The sequence below is a fragment of the Bdellovibrio bacteriovorus genome (assembly GCF_001592735.1).
Taxonomy (GTDB): Bacteria; Bdellovibrionota; Bdellovibrionia; order Bdellovibrionales; family Bdellovibrionaceae; genus Bdellovibrio; species Bdellovibrio bacteriovorus_D.
Genome location: NZ_LUKE01000001.1, coordinates 1,408,245 through 1,426,597, shown reverse-complemented (window position 1 = coordinate 1,426,597; position 18,353 = coordinate 1,408,245). Strand labels below are relative to the sequence as shown.

The 18,353-nt window shown below is 45.0% G+C and carries 17 protein-coding genes; 2 read left to right on the top strand and 15 right to left on the bottom strand.

Features of this window, described 5'->3' with window-relative positions:
• Positions 1 to 74: 74 nt before the first annotated feature.
• The 5 genes from AZI86_RS06915 to gatC are packed head-to-tail and all read right to left on the bottom strand — an operon-like array spanning position 75 to position 4,603.
• Complete coding sequence (locus AZI86_RS06915; protein WP_081111805.1) at positions 75 to 545, bottom strand: DUF192 domain-containing protein; 471 nt, start codon at positions 543 to 545, stop codon at positions 75 to 77.
• Entirely contained in the window at positions 514 to 1,425 is a 912-nt protein-coding gene (locus AZI86_RS06910) for a Ppx/GppA phosphatase family protein (RefSeq protein ID WP_061834345.1), read from the bottom strand. Before AZI86_RS06910 ends, AZI86_RS06915 begins: the two co-directional genes overlap by 32 nt.
• Positions 1,425 to 2,858 carry an Asp-tRNA(Asn)/Glu-tRNA(Gln) amidotransferase subunit GatB gene (gatB, locus tag AZI86_RS06905; protein ID WP_061834344.1) on the bottom strand — a complete coding sequence of 478 codons (1,434 nt, stop codon included), beginning with the start codon at positions 2,856 to 2,858 and terminating at the stop codon, positions 1,425 to 1,427. The genes AZI86_RS06910 and gatB overlap by 1 nt, the downstream gene beginning before the upstream one ends.
• Positions 2,848 to 4,320, bottom strand: coding sequence for an Asp-tRNA(Asn)/Glu-tRNA(Gln) amidotransferase subunit GatA (gene gatA, locus AZI86_RS06900; RefSeq protein WP_061834343.1), 1,473 nt, complete (start codon positions 4,318 to 4,320; stop codon positions 2,848 to 2,850). The genes gatB and gatA overlap by 11 nt, the downstream gene beginning before the upstream one ends.
• Position 4,321: 1 nt before the next feature.
• A complete protein-coding gene (gatC, locus tag AZI86_RS06895; RefSeq protein WP_061834342.1) occupies positions 4,322 to 4,603 on the bottom strand; it encodes an Asp-tRNA(Asn)/Glu-tRNA(Gln) amidotransferase subunit GatC in 282 nt (93 codons plus the stop codon).
• Positions 4,604 to 4,695: 92 nt separating this feature from the next.
• Here gatC and ligA point away from each other — a divergent pair, with 92 nt between their 5' ends.
• Positions 4,696 to 6,687 (top strand): NAD-dependent DNA ligase LigA, encoded by a 1,992-nt coding sequence (ligA, locus tag AZI86_RS06890; protein WP_061834341.1) that lies wholly within the window; start codon positions 4,696 to 4,698, stop codon positions 6,685 to 6,687.
• Here the strand turns inward: ligA and AZI86_RS06885 are convergent.
• From AZI86_RS06885 to AZI86_RS06875, 3 genes are all read right to left on the bottom strand, one after another.
• A complete protein-coding gene (locus AZI86_RS06885; protein ID WP_061834340.1) occupies positions 6,684 to 8,723 on the bottom strand; it encodes a hypothetical protein in 2,040 nt (679 codons plus the stop codon). The two genes, ligA and AZI86_RS06885, sit on opposite strands and share 4 nt — an antisense overlap.
• Positions 8,724 to 8,881: 158 nt before the next feature.
• Entirely contained in the window at positions 8,882 to 9,076 is a 195-nt protein-coding gene (locus AZI86_RS06880) for a histone-like protein (RefSeq protein WP_011162677.1), read from the bottom strand.
• A gap of 95 nt (positions 9,077 to 9,171) precedes the next feature.
• Complete coding sequence (locus AZI86_RS06875) at positions 9,172 to 10,632, bottom strand: metallophosphoesterase (protein WP_061834339.1); 1,461 nt, start codon at positions 10,630 to 10,632, stop codon at positions 9,172 to 9,174.
• Here AZI86_RS06875 and murD point away from each other — a divergent pair.
• Positions 10,623 to 11,963 carry a UDP-N-acetylmuramoyl-L-alanine--D-glutamate ligase gene (gene murD, locus AZI86_RS06870; protein WP_367613521.1) on the top strand — a complete coding sequence of 447 codons (1,341 nt, stop codon included), beginning with the start codon at positions 10,623 to 10,625 and terminating at the stop codon, positions 11,961 to 11,963. The genes AZI86_RS06875 and murD overlap by 10 nt on opposite strands.
• On the opposite strand, the gene AZI86_RS06865 is transcribed toward murD, so the two are convergent.
• From AZI86_RS06865 to dapF, 7 genes are all read right to left on the bottom strand, one after another.
• Positions 11,946 to 14,135 carry a hypothetical protein gene (locus AZI86_RS06865; RefSeq protein ID WP_061835084.1) on the bottom strand — a complete coding sequence of 730 codons (2,190 nt, stop codon included), beginning with the start codon at positions 14,133 to 14,135 and terminating at the stop codon, positions 11,946 to 11,948. The genes murD and AZI86_RS06865 overlap by 18 nt on opposite strands.
• A 135-nt stretch (positions 14,136 to 14,270) precedes the next feature.
• Positions 14,271 to 14,711, bottom strand: coding sequence for a hypothetical protein (locus AZI86_RS06860; protein WP_061834337.1), 441 nt, complete (start codon positions 14,709 to 14,711; stop codon positions 14,271 to 14,273).
• A complete protein-coding gene (gene fsa / locus AZI86_RS06855; RefSeq protein WP_061834336.1) occupies positions 14,712 to 15,359 on the bottom strand; it encodes a fructose-6-phosphate aldolase in 648 nt (215 codons plus the stop codon).
• A 58-nt stretch (positions 15,360 to 15,417) separates the two neighbouring features.
• A complete protein-coding gene (locus tag AZI86_RS06850) occupies positions 15,418 to 15,927 on the bottom strand; it encodes a hypothetical protein (protein WP_061834335.1) in 510 nt (169 codons plus the stop codon).
• Positions 15,924 to 16,610, bottom strand: a complete 687-nt coding sequence (locus tag AZI86_RS06845; RefSeq protein WP_061834334.1) for a 4-hydroxy-tetrahydrodipicolinate reductase — start codon at positions 16,608 to 16,610, stop codon at positions 15,924 to 15,926. Before AZI86_RS06845 ends, AZI86_RS06850 begins: the two co-directional genes overlap by 4 nt.
• A complete protein-coding gene (dapA, locus tag AZI86_RS06840) occupies positions 16,607 to 17,488 on the bottom strand; it encodes a 4-hydroxy-tetrahydrodipicolinate synthase (protein ID WP_061834333.1) in 882 nt (293 codons plus the stop codon). Before dapA ends, AZI86_RS06845 begins: the two co-directional genes overlap by 4 nt.
• Entirely contained in the window at positions 17,485 to 18,339 is an 855-nt protein-coding gene (gene dapF / locus AZI86_RS06835; protein WP_061834332.1) for a diaminopimelate epimerase, read from the bottom strand. The genes dapA and dapF overlap by 4 nt, the downstream gene beginning before the upstream one ends.
• Between the last annotated feature and the right edge of the window lie 14 nt (positions 18,340 to 18,353).

Genomic DNA, 18,353 nt, shown 5'->3' with positions numbered 1-18,353 from the left:
AGCCTTACTAATAAATCTAAAACACAAGCTATTGGGTCGGCAAACACTAATAACAAGAGCCCTAGACTTAGGGGCTACTTAATTTTCAATTTAGTACCCAATTTTATCTTATTTTTCGAAAACCAACCCTTATTCATTTCTAAAGCATACTTGGCGGGCTTACTACTGGGGTATGAGGCAAGGGCGGCGTCCGGAATCCCTTTGCCCGACTTCATTTCCTGGATATCGATCAAAGATCCCGAACCATCAAAATATCCAATAGAAAGATCAATGAATGTGTTCTTCATCCAGAAAAAGCGTGTTTGTTCTCCGTCAAAGATAAATAACATGCCGTCATTTTCGCCAAGCTTGTTCCTAAACATAAGTCCACGTTCATGCTGGGCAGGAGTTTCGGCAATTTCCACGACCAAGGTCTTGGTTCCGAGGGTGATTTTTTTCTTTTGAAATTCACTCGCCGCGAAAGAATAGCTGCCTGTCAGAAAAACAAATGCAACTAATAGAAGGGCGAGGCTTTTATTTACGAAGCATCTCAAGCGCGACGCCATAACGAACTCCTTTAGTTGATACTACCATAGTATTTTTATTTAAGCTTTCAAGAGCCTTTAAAAGAATTGAGGCGCCGGCAAAAATAATATCCGCGCGACCACCTAATTGGTATTTCGTTTTTTTTACTTCCACAGATGTGTTTGCAAATTCATCCACCCAGTACTTTAATCGCTCTCTTGGCAGCTGATATCCGTCCACTTTTTTTTCATCAAAACCACCGACCTCAATCGCCACAAGCGAGGTCGGTGTTCCGGCCACGGTAATGACTTCATCGATGTCGTGTTTTTTTAATTCCGGCAAAATGGTCGCCAGTTCTTTTTGAATGTGTTCGTTAACGGCCGCCTGATCTTTTTCAGAGATCGGTTGGTGGGTCACATGTCTTTCCGTCAAACGAACCCCACCAATATTGAGGCTTTCACCGAAAAGAATCTGATTTCCTTTTCCTAAAATAAATTCCGTCGAACCGCCGCCGACATCAACCACCAACAAGGTTTTTCCTTCGGCCGCTCGTCCCGTGGTGGCACCCTGATAAGTGATGCGCGCTTCATCCTCGCCGGGAATAATTTCAATGGGGATACCTAAGTCTTTACCGATATTAAAAAGCTCTTCACCGTTTTCAGCATCTCGTGCGGCCGAGGTTGCCATCGCTAAAATTTTATCTACCTTTTGCGCGTCGATTTCTTTTTTAAATTCTTCTAAGCAGGTGCGAGCTCTTTTTAATGCTTCGGGATGAAGGCGCTTGGTCTTATCAATGTCTTGGCCTAAACGCACGACTTGCATTAAGTCCTTATAAACTTTGGTAATGCCCTCTTTCTCATTTCCCTCAGCAATAAGGCACAAGAAAGTATTTGTTCCTAAATCTAACGCAGCGACCTTCATTACTTCAGTTTCTCCTGCAGAATCTTATTTACCATATCGGGATTTGCCTGGCCCTTGGAGGCTTTCATAACAGCTCCGACGAAAAATCCAAATAGATTTTTTTTCTTGCCGGTGCGGTGATCATCCACGGCTTGCGCATTTTGCGCTAAAACCTCTTCCACCAATTTTTCAATCGCGCCGGCATCGGAAATTTGCACTAAGCCCTTTTCTTTAACTATGGTCGCAGGATCTTTCCCGCTGGCCCACATTTCCTGGAAAACTGTTTTTGCCATCTTACCCGAGATCTCGCCCTTATCGATCAGGGCGATCATTTGACCTAACTGTTCCGGCTTAATGGGTGAATCTTGAATCAGCTTGTTAGCAGTATTGAGCTCGCGCAAAACTTCCGTCATGATCCAGTTGGATGTCGATTTGAAGTTCTTAGAAACCTTGGCTGCCGCTTCGTAAAAATCGGCCAATGGTTTTTCGGTCGTTAATACCGAGGCGTCGAGCTCCGGCAAACCCTGTTCTTCCTGAAATCTCTTTGCACGTGCAATAGGTAGTTCTGGTAAGCTTTGGCGGTACTTTTCAATCATCTCTTTTGAAACGGTCACCGGCAACAAGTCCGGGTCAGGGAAATAGCGATAGTCTTGTGCGTTTTCCTTGGTGCGCATCGAAAAAGTGCGGTTCTTATCTGGGTCCCACAAACGCGTTTCTTGAATGATGGCTTCATTTCTTTCGACGGCATCAATCTGACGCTCGATTTCATACTCAATGGCCTTTTCGACAAAACGAAATGAGTTTATATTTTTTAATTCTACTTTTGTTCCCAGTTTCTTTTCACCGACTTTGCGGACGGAGACATTGCAGTCGCATCTTAAAGAACCTTCTTCCAGATTGCCGTCGCAAACATCAAGATAGCGCACAATTTGACGAATGGTGCGCGCATATTCGGCGGCTTCTTGGGCAGAATGCATATCAGGACCCGAAACGATTTCTAATAACGGGATGCCCGCACGATTATAATTAATTAACGTATAATCGCCGTGATGGTTTGATTTACCAGCGTCTTCTTCCATATGCGCACGTGTGATGGAAACTGTTTTTGATTCTCCATTAACTTTAAAAGTTATTTCACCGTCTTCACAGATTGGCTGGTCATATTGCGAAATCTGATAACCCTTAGCAAGATCGGGATAAAAATAATTTTTTCGCGCAAAGACCGATTTTTCCCGAATCCTACAGCCCAAGGCTAAGCCGGTTTTAATAGAATACTCAACCGCCTTGCGGTTGAGCACGGGCAGACTGCCGGGCATCCCCACGCTGACCGGGGACGTATTTTCGTTATCCCCCGCATTGAATTGCGTGGAATCACCAGAAAATATTTTAGACTGGGTGCTTAGTTGCACGTGAATTTCAATCCCGATGACGGCTTCAAACCCTCTAAAAGACATTTGGATTTTTTCCTCTCACCGATGACGCGTTTTCCAGGGCCAATCCTACGTTCAACATGCGCTGTTCATCAAAATGATTGGCAGTTAGCTGTATTCCGATAGGTAATCCTTCAGCAGAAAGTGAAAACGGAACACTCATCCCTGGAAGACCGGCTAGATTTGTTGACGTCGTAAAGATATCATTTAAGTACATCGCTAACGGATCAGAAATTCTTTCGCCGATTTTAAAAGCCGTGGAAGTGGTGACCGGACTTAGAATAACGTCACAAGATTTAAACGCCTCTTGATATTGTTGCACCATCAGGCGTCGCACTTGGCCGGCCTTCGTATAGTAGGCGTCATAATAACCGCTTGAAAGACAGTAGGTTCCTAACATGATCCGACGTTTTACTTCGGCCCCGAAGCCCTGCCCTCGAGTTTCTCCATAAAAATCTTCTAGAGGGATCGCCGAAAGATTTTTAAATTCGGCGCGATATCCGTACTTCACACCGTCGTATCTAGCTAAATTTGATGAGGCCTCACTTGCGGCAATTAAATAATAAACCGGGACGGCATACTCGATCAGCGGGACCGAGACTTCCACGATCTCAGCCCCGGACTTTTTTAAGATATCCAGCGAGTTATCCACAGCTTTTTGCACGTCGGCGTTTAACGCTCCACTCATGCACTGTTTTAAAAGACCGACCTTCAAACCTTTTACATTTTCATTTAATTGCTTTGACCACGCGGGCACCGCTTTTTGTGATGTTGTGCCATCGTTCTTATCAAATCCAGAAATAACTTCTAATGATAAAGCGGCATCTTTCACTGAACTCACAATCGGCCCCGCTTGGTCTAATGAAGAGGCATAGGCGATGATTCCAAAACGACTGACTCGTCCATAAGTGGGTTTAACCCCGACCACCCCACAAAAATGGGCGGGCTGGCGAATCGAGCCACCCGTATCTGTTCCCAAAGTTCCCGCCATGAGCCGCGAGGCTTGTGCGGCGGCAGATCCTCCGGAAGAGCCCCCCGGCACACAAGTCACATCCCAAGGATTGCGAACGACACCGTGAAGGGAGTTTTCGTTGGAAGACCCCATCGCGAACTCATCTTGATTTAATTTTCCAAGAACGATGGCTCCCGCGTTTTTAAGTCGTTCCACGGCCGTGGCGTCATAAGGCGGCACAAAGTTCGCTAGCATTTTAGAAGCGGCCGTGGTCTTTAAGCCCTTAGTGCAAAACATCTCTTTAATTCCAAAAGGAACTCCGGCTAATGGACCGACACTTTCTTTCTTGGCGATTTTTTCATCAATCTTTTCTGCTTCCGCGAGGGCGTGATCGTTAAACGAGGTGATCGCGTTGATTCTAGGATTTAAGCTCTGAGCTCTTTTAAGAAAGAAAGAACTTACTTCCTTTGCGCTGATGGCTTTAGATGTAACGGCTTCGGCAATGTCAGAAAAAGAGGCTTTCAATAAATCCATATTAAACCACCGGCGGAACTTTAAAAAGATGACCTGACTTTTCAGGCGCATTTGCAGTCATTTCTTCTGCGGAATAATTTTGTTCAACGACATCTTCGCGCCAATAAGCTTCAATTTCAGTCGGTGTAACTAGGGCTTCAACACCTTCGGTGTTGATTTGGCTGATTTTAGCAAAATGTTCTAGGGCTTTTGCCAACTGTTGACTGAACTCCTGGGCCTCAGACTCTGAAATTTTTAGGCGGGCCAATTTTGCTACATTTTCGATGGTTTTTTTATCAATCATGCCCTTAGCCTACAGGCGAAATTGCAAAGAGGTCACGCATTGCTCGATGCAGCGGCTCGTGACTAGACCTTTAAGAATGATAAGTTACTGTAATGTCCAAAAAGCGCCATGAAGAATTAAAAAAACTTATTGCTCACCATGATTATCTTTATCACGTCATGGACAATCCCGAGATCACGGATTTTGAATACGACAAACTTTTCAATGAGCTTTTGGAGCTTGAAAAAAAGAACGCGTCCTTTGATATTTCAGATTCCCCCTCTCAACGCGTGGGATCCACCCCTTTAAGTGCCTTTGAAAAGGCCGCTCATCGCCTTCCGATGTTGTCTCTTGCCAATAGTTATTCACCTGAGGACATTTTTGACTTCGATGAACGGGTAAAAAAGTTCTTAAATCAAAGCGAAGATATCGAATATCTTTGCGAACCCAAGTTCGACGGCCTTTCCATGGAGCTGATCTATGAAGGAGGACGCTTCGTGAAAGCCTTGACCCGCGGTGATGGGACAGTCGGTGAAGACGTCACCCAAAATATTCGCACCATCAAAAGTTTACCTTTAAAGCTTTCAACGAAAACCCCCCCCGAACTATTAGAGGTTCGCGGGGAAGTTTTAATGTTAAAACAAGATTTTGCACGTTTAAATGAGGCTCAACAAGAAAACGGTCAGCAGACTTTTGCCAACCCAAGGAATGCTTCGGCGGGGTCCGTGCGCCAGCTAGATTCGCGCATCACGGCTTCAAGACCTTTAAGGTTTTATGCCTATGCTCTTGGTGCCACAGACGGCATTGAGTTTGCTACACAAAAATCCATTCAAGATTATTTTGCCGAAGTCGGTCTGCCTACTTTGCGCAACACTGAGCTCGTGCGCATTTGTAAAGGGGCACAAGCCGTCGTGGATTATTATCACGACGTCGAGAAACTTCGACCTGAACTTCCGTTTGATATCGACGGGATCGTGGTAAAAGTGAACTCACTCCGTCTGCAAGATGACTTGGGGCTTGTGGCCCGCAGCCCACGCTGGGCAACGGCCGCAAAATTTAAACCTGAGCAGTCCACCACCATCATAGAAAATATCGTCATTCAAGTGGGCCGCACGGGGGCCTTAACGCCGGTTGCTATCATGAAGCCCGTTAAAGTCGGTGGCGTCACGGTAACCAACGCCACACTTCATAACCAAGACGAAATTAATCGCAAGGATGTGCGCATTGGGGACACTATCGTTATCCAAAGAGCCGGTGACGTAATACCCGAAGTGGTTTCGGTGATTTTAGAAAAACGTCCAAAAAACAGTGTTCCGTTTTTTATTCCCAAGAATTGTCCCGTGTGCGGCACTGAAGTAATAAAAAATGAGGACGAGGTGGTCTCTCGTTGCCCAAATCCACTTTGTATCGCGGTCGTGAAAGAATCCCTAAAACACTTTGTCGCCAGACGCGCCATGAACATCGATAAAGTCGGCGATCGTCTGATTGAAACGTTGGTTGATAACAAATTGCTTTCTAGGTTTTCAGACTTCTATCGCATTACGAAAGAAGATATTTTAAACTTAGATCGCCAAGGCGATAAATCCGCAGACAACATTATAAAAAGCATCGAGGGAAGTAAAAAACCTACCTTAGCGCGATTCATTTTTGCCTTGGGAATTCGTTTTGTCGGCGAGCAAACCGCCAAGCATCTGGCTGATCACTTTATCACCATTGATAATTTCTTAAAGGCCAGCGAAGAAGATCTTTTGGCGGTCCCTGAAATTGGGCCTAAGGTCGCTAAGGCCATCGGCGCTTGGACATCAAATCTAGAATTGGTCCAAGAGGTCCGCGACATGTTGGATTTGGGCGTTAACATCGCAAATCCGGTGCGCGCAGAAAGCGGACCACTTTCCGGGAAGAGTTTTTTAATCACCGGCACATTGCCCATAAAACGTGATGACGCCAAAGACATCATTGAAAAAAACGGCGGCAAAATTCTGGGATCTGTGTCTTCAAAATTAAGTTATCTTGTCGTCGGGGATGATCCGGGCTCTAAGGTTGAAAAAGCTCAAAGCCTGGGGGTCGCCATTATCTCCTGGGACGACTTACAGAAAATGCTTTAGCGAGTTCCGGCATCGGGACTTGCATTGTTATTTGCTTCCATCAACTGCGCCATACGGGTGCGCAAGTGCTGACAGGTGGTACTTAAATCTTTGATGGAATTGTTAATTTGCGACGCGGGCTTGCCACGTTTAACAAAATGCTCTCTTAATTTGTCGACATCAGATTGGCACAGCAGTTCCACGCGACGGGTGAGTGAGCGGTATTCTTTGGGGTTTTGTTTTGCAAAATCCAAAGCTTGATCTGCCTTGGGCGCTAAACTTGCGCAGATTTCAGTCGCATTTTTTGCGGTTTTAATACAAATAGGCTTTCCTTCGAGCAAACCAAAAATCACCGGATTACAAAGAACGGATGTAGATCCGTCTTCGTTTGAACCATAAATAGTTGATTCTGAAGTTTGACCATCACGTTTACAAGAATACGTGATCTTTTTTCCTGATGGATCGTTGATGGATCTTTCAGAGATGGGGCTGCACTTAGAAACATTTTCAACCGCCCATCCAGCATAAATACAAGCCAAACGATCTGTTCTTGTTAATTCGTCAGTGTCTATACTTTCATTTCCATCACGATCACCCACGTCTTGCAAATTACGACGACGGAAGTTTTCAACTTTTGGATCGTTGCTGACACGCTCAATAACTTTATTATTTTCATCGCGCTTTTCAATGGTGGAAAGTGGTCCTGGCTCTACAACACTTTTTGAATCTACCACTGTATTATCTGGCAATATCTTCGTTACGGGCAGTGGGGCAGCGCCTGTGGTGACCGTTTCGGTAATAACTCTTCTTCTTAGGATTGGGGCTTCAAAGTTAACGGCCCCTTCGCTTAGCTCTCCCTTGATACCCAGACGATTGCGAGTCTCGGTGCTCACATCTGCGGCTTCACCCTTAGTAACTGCAACTAACTCTGTCAGCGATTTTTCATCGATATTAACTTTTGAGCCTTCATAGTCTTTTTTACTAAAGCCAGAAATCAAATTTTTAGCTACTTTATTAGAGTCGCTATTTTCAGCCGTACAAACTTTGGCTCCACTCACGGCATCACCCGGGCAAATCATGCAGATTTCTCTGACGCCAGCCGTGACTCTTCGGCTTACCTGACAGGCTTCCGCCTTTCCTGTTCCACCCAACTGTTTTGCTCTTGGTAAGCGAGGGCCTTTAGCGGTAGTCACAGTCTCTTTACGTTCCGTGCTTACCGACGCTGCTTTTTCCGTGATGGCAGCCTTTGCCGCCGCTTGTCTTTCGTAAGAGGCTCTGATGGCATCTGCCGTCAGTTCTCTTTTTTCGTCTGTAGATGTCACGACTGGTGGGGTTACGATAGTCTCCGTTTTGGTAGACTTAACCACACGGTCACCTTTAACCGCGACAGGGAATTTTTCAACGGTCGTTGTTGATTCCGTTCCCGCTGGTTTTTTATCGCCCGAAATAGCTTGGGGGTTAGGCGCAAGATATTTGGTTTCGATACTCGCATGTCCTTCTTTATTAATTTTATCTACTTGCTCCGTCAGAAGCTCTGCACCGATGGTCAGTTTTGCATCTTTACTTTCTTTACTATTAATCTCGGCAAGAATGCCGTTGGCGGTGTTGCTTGGATTTTTTCTATCGTTCAACGCACACTTATTAAGAATTTCTAAGCCGTTGGTTTTACAGATTACACACACCACGGGCTGCTGATTGCGAACGTATTTTCTTAAAAAACAGCTCTTGTCCTGAGCCGTCGCTTCCATCGGTCCAAGCATCGCAGAAGTCAAAGCGCAGAAGCCGGCATTTGCGGGCTTTAGTTTTAAATTTAGATTTTCAATGAAGGACCAATATTTTGGTTTTTTCGCCGTCAAACGCTGGCCATCTATTATAAGGTCGACGTTGCGATTAAAGTTGCGAAGTTCTTGAATCCATTGGGCTTGATGTTCTGGCGAAAGCTTACGGAACTCTTCGTAAGTGAAGGTGATTTTGTCGGTTGGTTTATAAAAAAGATCATTTGCCCACGCAAATGGTGATCCCCCTACAAGTACCAATAAAACCAACATCATCTTCATGACTAGTCCTCAGATAAAATTATTCAGTTCATTTTATCGGATTAAACATGCACTCACTTGAGACACTGGACCTTGGTCGAAAAGCTCCGGGCTTTAAAACTAAAAAACCCGCCACCGTTTATCGGTGCGGGTTTTTTAACGTCTTTAAATTTTAAAAATTAAAGATGATCGATAACGATATCGCGAGCCATAACTGTCTTACGACCGTCCGCTTTCGCGCTTTCAACACCTTTTAAGCAAAGTTGTTCGATCGCCTTGCTAAGAACATCAATTGTCTCAGCAGAGGTGTTCATTTGACCTTTTTCTTTGATAAGTTTTTTTACTTTGCTGGTGACAACAAGTACTTCTGCCATGATTAAACCTCTCCATCCTTGTGTTTAAAACAATAAAAGGGTTGCATAGGGTCCTAGGAATGACAATATGAAATCCCTTTTGCGCCGCACAATGTTTATGTGCGACCCGGGTTGGTCAAAAGCTCTGATTTCCCATCAATGAATTTAAACAGCTCGGCTTGGCGAGGTCCGTTTTCACCAGGTGAAATCCACACAAAGGTTTTCTGATCCAGTGGCTTAGTACATTCCACATCCAAAAATGCCGGCGACCAACAACCACTGTTCAAATGCTCAACCGAACCAATAATTTCGTGCCGTGCATGGTGGGTATGTCCAAATACGATGCGCTGCGCTTTGGTAATCGCGCTGGCCATTGCCAGTGTGCGATCATCCGGCTCTTTGTATCCGGACACAAGGGAGGCAATTGATTTACTGTAAAACAAGAAAAACGGTAACAACAAAAAGAGGGGAATAAACGCCCAAAAAAACGAAATTTCATATACCGAACGAATAAACGCCATCAGCTGAAAGATCAAAAAGAAGGCCACAAAAATTATAAAAGCCCGGTCTAGCCAAAGTTCGCGCATTAATAAGAACGGATTGCTGGCTGCCGGGGCGGCAAAAAGCTCCTTAAGCTCTCGCACCATTCTCGGTTCCGCGTTCGCCCTTTCGGCAATAGAAGAAACGTGATCTTCGATTTTGAGGGGATTGCGAATCGGGGACGACAATCGATCAAAGAACGTATGAACTAAAGTCGCTAATGATCCCCAAAACCAAGTTAAGATCAATCCGGGTTGCGCCTTTGCCACATATTTAAAAAAGAAGCGAACGTATTGAGGCAAAGTCATGATGTAATTTGAATCCACATGCGGATTAAAAAATCCCATCCCATTCATTATGTAACGACAAGCCAAGTTCCCAAACGGCAACTTTAGCGAAACATAGTTGTAACCCCGAACGTAGGGATTTACCGGATCCTCACACATACAATAAGGATCGTATTGATTGCCATGTTCAATCAATGTGTCTTGGTTGCTGATATAAAACCATTCAACAAATCGCACTTCTTGGCGCTTGTCTTCTGGCAAATGCAAATGCCTCAAGATTTCTTCTTGGACGCTTGGATAATGAAGTTCCAGGTCATGGTTTCCAATAACAAAAACGGCACGATTTCCGCGCACGATAAAATCTCTTAGGGCGCGCACAAACTCTGCATGGTCTTTTAAAATAACTTCGATTTTATGGCGCGAACGTTCTTCGCGAGGATGAAGGCCGCGATGGCGCTCAATCCAGCTCACGTTAAATACCGGCTCTTCGGGTAAATTTAGAACACTATCAAAATCAAAAATATCTCCGTTTAAAACAAGTTCCACCGGGCGGTTTTGGGCTTTTTCTTCACAGTGTTTTAAGAAGTTTTCAAAAATATCGTCATAAAAGAATTCTCGAGTTTTAAATTTCTTCCATAGCGGATATTTAGGATTTTCCGGCTCTGCTTCACAAAGATGCAAATCGCTAATAATAGCCGTGTGAGTTGCTGATTTAAAATCCGGTAAGGCTTGTGAAAAAGATGTGGGCAAAGCTTCCTCCCAAGAATATGATCCTCGAGATGAGCACATTTATCAAGAACCTGAAAACACCAATCGCAATTGTAGGCATGGCAAGAAGTGGCGAGGCAGCAAAACAGCTTCTTTTGCTCAATGGAGTCGATCCTAGCTTAATTCTTACGTTTGATACCAAACTTCCCACGGCTAACTTCAACGATCCTCAGGTTTTAATGGACCAAGGTAAGCCCATGACTCTGGTCGTTTCTCCCGGCGTGCCTTTGGGTCTCGATTGGATTCAAAGAGCTAAAACCACAGGGGTGAAGATTACAAGCGAACTTTCTTTGGCGTGCTCGTGCCTTGAGAGCGAAAAAATCATTGGCGTTACAGGATCAGTCGGAAAAAGTACGACCGTTTCCCTCATCGGTGCCGGCTTGCAAGCCTTTTCTTCTTCAGGATTTGTGGGCGGAAACTTAGGAATTCCTTTTTCTCAATACGCCGTTGAGGTTTTAGAGGGAAAACGTTCTCGCGCGGACTGGGTGGTTTTAGAGCTTTCTAGTTATCAGTTAGAAAACTGCGAAAACCTGCGCTTAGAGTTTTCGGCGATCACCTATCTGACTTCAAATCATCTTGAGCGTTATGACAGTCTTGAAGATTATTACCAAACTAAATGGAACATTCTTTCAATGACCGCAAAAAATATGTTCTTAAATAGCGGCGGCGGTGACCTGGTTAGTTATTCAGAAAAAAATGCATCGCCCAAGGTGCGCGTAGTATCTAAAGATGATGTGCTCCTAAAATCTTTGCATCTTGAAGAAGCGCGGCTGATTGGTAAGCACAATCAAGACAACTTAGCGCTTGCGGCTACCATTGCCTTAGCCGCAGGTTGGCCCCAAAAAGCGTTTGATGGAATGAAGAATTTCGGTGGCCTTGTTCATCGTCTTGAAAATGTCGGAAATTTTAAATCCATTCGTTTTATTAACGACAGTAAAGCCACCGCTATGGATAGCGTTCTTATTGCGGCTGAAGCGGCTCATCAAACTAAAGAAAAAAACGGTCGCATGTTTATGCTTTTAGGTGGTCGAAACAAAAGCCTGCCTTGGCAAGATTTAGCGTCTTTAAAAAACTATTCTGACTGTGTTTTTGTTTTCTTCGGCGAATGCCGTGATCTTGCTAAAGAAAAGTCCGGCCTTCCGGGCTCCTCTTACGAAAAATTAGGTGAGGCCTTAGATCATGTTTTTAAAGAAGCTCGCGCCGGTGACACGGTCTTATTAAGTCCTGGCGGAACCAGTTGGGATGAATTTAAATCTTTTGAAGATCGCGGTGATTTTTTTAAATCTCGCGTGAAACTATTCGCGGAAGTTTAATACAGATAAAGAGTTTGCATCAACCGGGATCACGCGAGAATAAATTTTCTGCGTGCGCTCCCCCACCACAACAACTTCGTGGGTGTCTTCGGGAACATTGTAAAGAATAAATCCGCCGCCCGCGATCCCTTTACGGTTTTGCAGAATGCGACCTTGCATATCAAAATAAACAATATGTCGGGCATCAAACTGATCATATCCCGCAAGATAAACCTCAAAGTTTTCATCCGGAACAAAACCCACGATGAACCCTGCGCTGGGCGCATCATCAATCTTTAAGTATGTCTTAATCGCACTTAGCCATGACCAGTGAACCAGGGGTAGATGCACGAAGGCGTCTTTATCGTTATAAATATATCTTGCTGCTACATAGTCGGAGCCTTCAGGCTGAACGCGCATCATTCCTAAACGACTGATCTGCGGTAGATTGATCATCGCTAAACCGTCTTTGACTTCCAGTTCGTCTGAAAGGCTTTGCATCGTAATTTGCGCCGCTCTTCCTTCACCGGTAAAGGCGTCATAAACGCGCATTGGAACAGATTCAAACTTCATCGTGGCTTCCACATCACCTAAAGCCACCGAACCTTCTTCAACCATCACGTTTTGATAACCAAAGATCGCATCTCCGCGAGTCGCTAGTAACGAGTGAAATCCTGGCGTTACAGATACGAACGCAAAAATTCCGTTCTCGCTGGTAGCTTGAAGTTGTGGATTTGGAATCATGAATTGATCAAAGTAAACTGGCTGCAAACTTGGATCGGATTCCACACTGACAGTGATTCCCGAGACGGGTTTACCATCAAGACTTGTTTTTCCCCAGACGATTGTTGGCGCACCTTCAAACGATGTGGCGCGCTGTTGGGATACGATGTCTTGTAACGCCGCGATCATGGTTTCCGGATAAAGGGGTGCTTTGAATTCTTGACCTGATACAATAATTGATGCCGTTTGCAAATGCTTAGGCGCGGCCGCCCGCAAGATCGTGCTTGATCCTTTGGCAACATTATCCATAGCCACAAGGCCATCTTTTTTTGCTAAAACTTCGCTAGCCCCTTTAACAAAAGTAACTCGAGTATTTGCCGGCGCACTGTCCATCACCGCGGGATTATAAGCGCTTGTAGTTACGCCTGAAAAATCCGGTTGCGGAGTAATTTTAATTTTCGGACCTTGATTAAAGCCTTTAGCTATCGCCAACTGACTAAGACGGAAAGAGCCTTCTCCCATGATCTTGCCTTCTTTGCTCACAAGGCGAGCCAAGATAGTTCCGGTGGATCCTTCCACTTGGATATTATAAAGACCTTGAGTTAAATCAACTTTTCCTAATTCCTTTAAAACACCCTCGTCGCTGCGACGAACTTCAATATGGTGTTCATTAGTAACTGCCAAGCCACCCGTGATTTCAAGAGGCCCTTGAATTCTTAAGAACGTCGGCAAATCCGCGACGGTGCTAGCCCCTTTGAATCTATCATAGTCGACACTGGCAATAGTTGTTGAGCCCGCCGATTCACCTGCTGTCTCTGTTTTGTTAGCAATTGAGGCTAGGTATCTTTTTTCATCTTCCGGAGAAGCAAATGTGGCTTCGTAGTCTTTATAATTATTATTTCCGCCGTCATCCCTAACACTGACATGCGCTTGTGATGGGCGAGTGCGAACTTGTCCATTAGCGTCCGTGGAGGCGACATAAACTTTATTTGTGCTAGCCGCAGGTGCTTGTTCTTTTAATGCACCAGATTTTTCTAATACGTCTTTAGCCATTTCGGCCCATGTCGTTCCTGAGGTCCAATCTTGATTTAGAACTTCGCTGCGCTGATTAGCTTCGCGTAAACGATGAGCTTGTTCGCGCGGAAGCTCACTCATCCAAGAAGTGGAACCTTCTGAAGCCACCGTGTAGTTGGCATCTTGCGAGGGAAGAGAGGCTACTTGTGTGGTCGCATGGTGAAGAGTTTCAACATTTTTTGTGATCACCATCTCTGCAAGTTGCACACGTTGACTATATAAAGGAGCAGAAGAATTTTTATCTGATCCAAGTAAAACTACACGTACCGGCTCTATTTGCATTTGCGCTGTTTTTTGGATGCGTTCTGATTCAATAAGCTCTTCAAAGGCGATGTGGGGCGGAGAATTTTTTTGCGCTTTAATACTAAGAGCTTCGTAAATAGGGGTGAACCGCAAGCCCCCCATGGAGCTTGACCAGAATATGCCCAAAGCTAAAACAACAAACGGTATAAGCCGCTTGAGCCGCATTCCTTGCAAGTTTCACCTCTTCAAAAGGTTAGTCAATCCTGACTACTCTTAACTCTATCGTATTTAGAATGATCTGAAGTCGTCAATAACGTTACGGGTGTCGCGACTTTGGTTAAGTGCCTGACGCAGCTTTTCCGCTATTATCGTGGCTTTGTTGTCATCGCGTCCTATCACCTCAAATGCTCCATCAGGATTGCGACCTTCGACCAGGACATCTACCTGAATGTCATAAGGACGACGATCACCTAAAACAGTAACATGCGTGTAATAGCGTTCTTTGGCCATTTCCATGCGGGGAATGGCTTTATCTTTGCGATCATAAAATTTGGAAATGATTTCGCGACCGTTCTGACTGACCGATCGCGGCTCGCCGATAACTGACACAATCGTACGGCGAGTCTCACTGACACTTAATGGCGTTTCGCGCAAAATCACCCCTCCAGTTCGACAACTGGACAAAAGCAGAGAGAATGAGATCGCTAGAAAGCAAAGTGTCTTTTTCATTTATTTCTTTTGGGCCTTGTTCCAATCGTCCATAAACATCTTAATACCTTTATCTGTCAGTGGATGATGGGTCATTTGTTGCATGACTTTAAATGGAATCGTTGCGATATCGGCCCCCATTTCCGCGGCAATTTGGATATGCATCGGGCTGCGCACGCTGGCTACCAATACTTCTGTCTGGAAATCATAGTTTTGGTACATTTGGATAACCTGATCAACCATGGTCATACCTTCAACGCCAATATCATCAAGGCGCCCTACGAACGGTGAAACCATCGTTGCTCCGGCTTTAGCAGCCAACAACGCTTGCATGGGAGAAAATACCAACGTGACGTTAGTCTTGATGCCTTCTGCCGTGAATTTCTTAACGGCGATCATACCATCTTCACACATAGGAACTTTAACTACGACGTTTGACGCCAGTTTCGCTAGCTCTTTGCCTTCGCGGAACATTTCTTCGTGTTGCAAGCTGATAACTTCGGCAGACACAGGTCCAGAGATTTCTTTGCAGATTTCTTTGATCACAGTGTGAAAGTCTTTTCCAGATTTTGCGATCAAAGAGGGGTTTGTCGTTACGCCATCAACCCAACCACGCATATTGGCTTGGCGGATCTCTTCAATTTCAGCTGTGTCGATGAAAAACTTCATGGAATCTCCCTTAAGGGGTGTGGGTTTTTAAGATACCCAATTTGTACGTTGGCAGGGCCTAAAAATCAACCAGGCTTTTTCCCTGCATATAAAACTCCGCCTGCTTTGCGGGCGCCGCGTTCTTTGACAATTCACTTAAGTTTTTCTCGTAGATGGGGTGCGCATATTGACCCCACGCTTCCGCCGCCGCCCGAATAATCAGCGGATCTTGGTGCATTTGCGGGTGGGGAAGTGTCAGTTTTGGTGACATCAAAATCAAATCATCAAAGGCAAGCAACGTGAGCTCCGCAAAGCTTTGTCGATTTAGTCCCGGCTGTCCATCTTGGCAAAATGAAAGGATCAAATGTAAAACCTGATCCACATTGCGGGCTGTTTCCAGACGAACCACAAATTCAATGCGCGCACTGATATCTTTTTGTTCGGGTGTCAGAAATCTTTTATACACCGACGAAATCGCGGCGATCTCACCAACCTCAGAGAGCTTTTTTAAAATCTCTTTTGCTTTTTCTACGCCGCCAACAAGGTCTATGGCGAGGTAAATTAAGGCATTATGAGGTCCTCCATTCATTTTGCCTTCTTCCCAAAAAGAACATCGCGAATTCCGTAAAGTCCGGGCTTTTGTTTAACCAGCCATTCTGCCGCTTGCACAGAGCCTTTGGCAAAAACGGCGCGATTTAAAGCGGTGTGTTCAAACATAAGAACCTCTTCATCGCTCATGGCGTAAATTTTATGAACACCAAAAATACCGCCCCCACGAATCGCTAACGGCTCTGGCAATTTACGTCCAACGGCTTTTTCCAGATTTTCTTGCAGAGTAATGGCCGTGCCTGAAGGCTTATCTTTTTTCTTGTTGTGGTGAAATTCTTCGATTTGAAAATCAAAATCAGAAACCGCCGCAAAGGACTTCAAAGCTTCATTTAGTAAGGCTACACCCAAGCTCATGTTTGACGACCACAAAACCGGAATCTTTTTAGAATATGTTTCCAAAAGCTTTTTTTCCGCTGCGGAAAATCCTGTCGTTCCGCATACCACGGGCTTTTTATATTTTTCTGCCATTTGTAAAACGGACTTCAAAGCTTGCGGAGAAGTAAAATCAATCCATACATCTACTTTGGCCGCTTTCTTTTCATCTAGCTTCACGTCGCGAGTCAGGGCATAAAACAAATCATGAGCGCTTTGCTCTACAACCTTGGCAATTTCCTGACCCATGCGTCCGTTGACGCCGACAATTCCGATTTTTAATTTTTTCACAATAGTCCTAGATTATGCATTTCAGTTTTCAAAGCTTCCGTATGTACAGGAGTAAGCTCCATCAATGGCAGACGCATCGTTGCTGATTCAAAAATCCCCATCAGCTGTAACGCTTTTTTTACCGGGATGGGATTTGCTTCGGTGAAAAGCAAATCAATCAGCTTCATGTATTTTTGGATGTCCTGGCGGGCTTGCGTGATTTGACCTTCGGCCACCCATTTTTTCCACTGAACCATTTGTTTCGGAATCACGTGGCTAGCAACCGAAATAACTCCGTGGCCGCCCACTCCTAAAAATTCCACATAAGTACCGTCATCGCCCGAAAGCAGAACAAAGTTTGAGCCGCAGACATGTGCAATCTCGGCGTCAAAATCAACCTTGCCGCTAGCCTCTTTAATTCCGACCACACCAGGAGTTTTAGAAAGTTCTAAAATGGATTCCGTAGAAAGCGACGTGATCGTACGGCCCGGAACATTATATAGAATTGTCGGAATTTTCACCGAGCTTGCTACTTTTTTAAAATGTTCAACAAGCCCGCGTTGCGGTGGTTTGTTGTAATAAGGCACAACGACTAACAACGCATCCGCGCCCCATTGTTCTGCTTTTTGCGAGTCCTCGATGGTCTTAGCTGTGCTGTTAGAACCTGTTCCCACAACCAGAGGGACCGACGCGCCAACAAAACTGCGGATATGTTTATAAAGTTCTGCCACTTCCGCCGAAGTAAGCGTTGGACTTTCCGCGGTCGTACCATTCACAACAAAACCGTCGACGCCCCCTTCAAGTTGCTGCTTTAAAAGACGATCTAAAGATTTATAATCAATCTTGTCGTCTTTAAACGGGGTTGCGAGGGCGGTAAAAGTCCCTTTGAAATTTTTCATCTAAATACCTCTGTATTAAAAATTAAATCAGCTATAGCCACGGCTTCGCCCGTCATCCGCGGATGCGGATCCGCAGACGGGAAGTCCACCTCCAAAAGTCCGCCCGGCATTTTCACTTCGATATGTTCTTTGTTAGATTCTTTCGCGTGAGCCATGGCCGCGGCAACAGCTCCGGTTCCACAAGCCAGAGTGTAATCTTCAACACCGCGCTCGTAAGTCACTGCCTCAATTTTTCCAGAGGATGTTTCCACATAGAAAGTCACATTCGATCCCGCGGGACCAAGATCTGTGTGCGAACGAACCTCTTTGGCCATTTCTTTTAAATTTGCTCTGTCTGCCAAGTTGTGAATTTTTTGTACTAAGTGAGGAACTCCGGTATTTACGAAAAAAAACTTTTCTGAAGCACCGGTGTGAGTTTTAAGCTCTAAGTTTTCATTCACGATTTTTACCGGCGACATAATTACGCGAATACGGCGGTCGGGTAAGGACTCCGTCGTGATAAGGCCGGCACCTGTTTTAAACTTTACCACTGCGGAAGAAAAACCCAAGCCATCTGCCACAAATCGAGCGGCACATCGAGCCGCGTTTCCACACATCTCTGCCGTAGAACCATCTGAGTTGTAAAAATCCCAGTTAAAGTCAAAACCAGAGGATCCTGTGCCGATAAATAAAACACCGTCGGTTGAAACTCCATCAACGATACTGCAGATTTTTTTCACAAGTTCACGGCGAGAATTTTTTAACCCAGCTTCTTGTTTAGCAAATGCGGATCCTTCACGCGCATCAATTAATGCAAATGTGTTCCCAGCCCCCGACATCTTGGTCATTGCTAAACCTGAAGCGAACTTCATCGTCCATTGCCTTT

Coding starts and splice junctions, on each gene's coding strand:
- AZI86_RS06885 (WP_061834340.1), bottom strand. CDS start 8,723: ATGAAGATGATGTTGGTTTTATTGGTACTTGTAGGGGGATCACCATTT.
- AZI86_RS06880 (WP_011162677.1), bottom strand. CDS start 9,076: ATGGCAGAAGTACTTGTTGTCACCAGCAAAGTAAAAAAACTTATCAAA.
- fsa (WP_061834336.1), bottom strand. CDS start 15,359: ATGAAGTTTTTCATCGACACAGCTGAAATTGAAGAGATCCGCCAAGCC.
- AZI86_RS06915 (WP_081111805.1), bottom strand. CDS start 545: ATGGCGTCGCGCTTGAGATGCTTCGTAAATAAAAGCCTCGCCCTTCTA.
- dapA (WP_061834333.1), bottom strand. CDS start 17,488: ATGAAAAATTTCAAAGGGACTTTTACCGCCCTCGCAACCCCGTTTAAA.
- gatA (WP_061834343.1), bottom strand. CDS start 4,320: ATGGATTTATTGAAAGCCTCTTTTTCTGACATTGCCGAAGCCGTTACA.
- dapF (WP_061834332.1), bottom strand. CDS start 18,339: ATGAAGTTCGCTTCAGGTTTAGCAATGACCAAGATGTCGGGGGCTGGG.
- gatC (WP_061834342.1), bottom strand. CDS start 4,603: ATGATTGATAAAAAAACCATCGAAAATGTAGCAAAATTGGCCCGCCTA.
- ligA (WP_061834341.1), top strand. CDS start 4,696: ATGTCCAAAAAGCGCCATGAAGAATTAAAAAAACTTATTGCTCACCAT.
- AZI86_RS06860 (WP_061834337.1), bottom strand. CDS start 14,711: ATGAAAAAGACACTTTGCTTTCTAGCGATCTCATTCTCTCTGCTTTTG.
- AZI86_RS06910 (WP_061834345.1), bottom strand. CDS start 1,425: ATGAAGGTCGCTGCGTTAGATTTAGGAACAAATACTTTCTTGTGCCTT.
- murD (WP_367613521.1), top strand. CDS start 10,623: ATGTGGGCAAAGCTTCCTCCCAAGAATATGATCCTCGAGATGAGCACA.
- gatB (WP_061834344.1), bottom strand. CDS start 2,858: ATGTCTTTTAGAGGGTTTGAAGCCGTCATCGGGATTGAAATTCACGTG.
- AZI86_RS06850 (WP_061834335.1), bottom strand. CDS start 15,927: ATGAATGGAGGACCTCATAATGCCTTAATTTACCTCGCCATAGACCTT.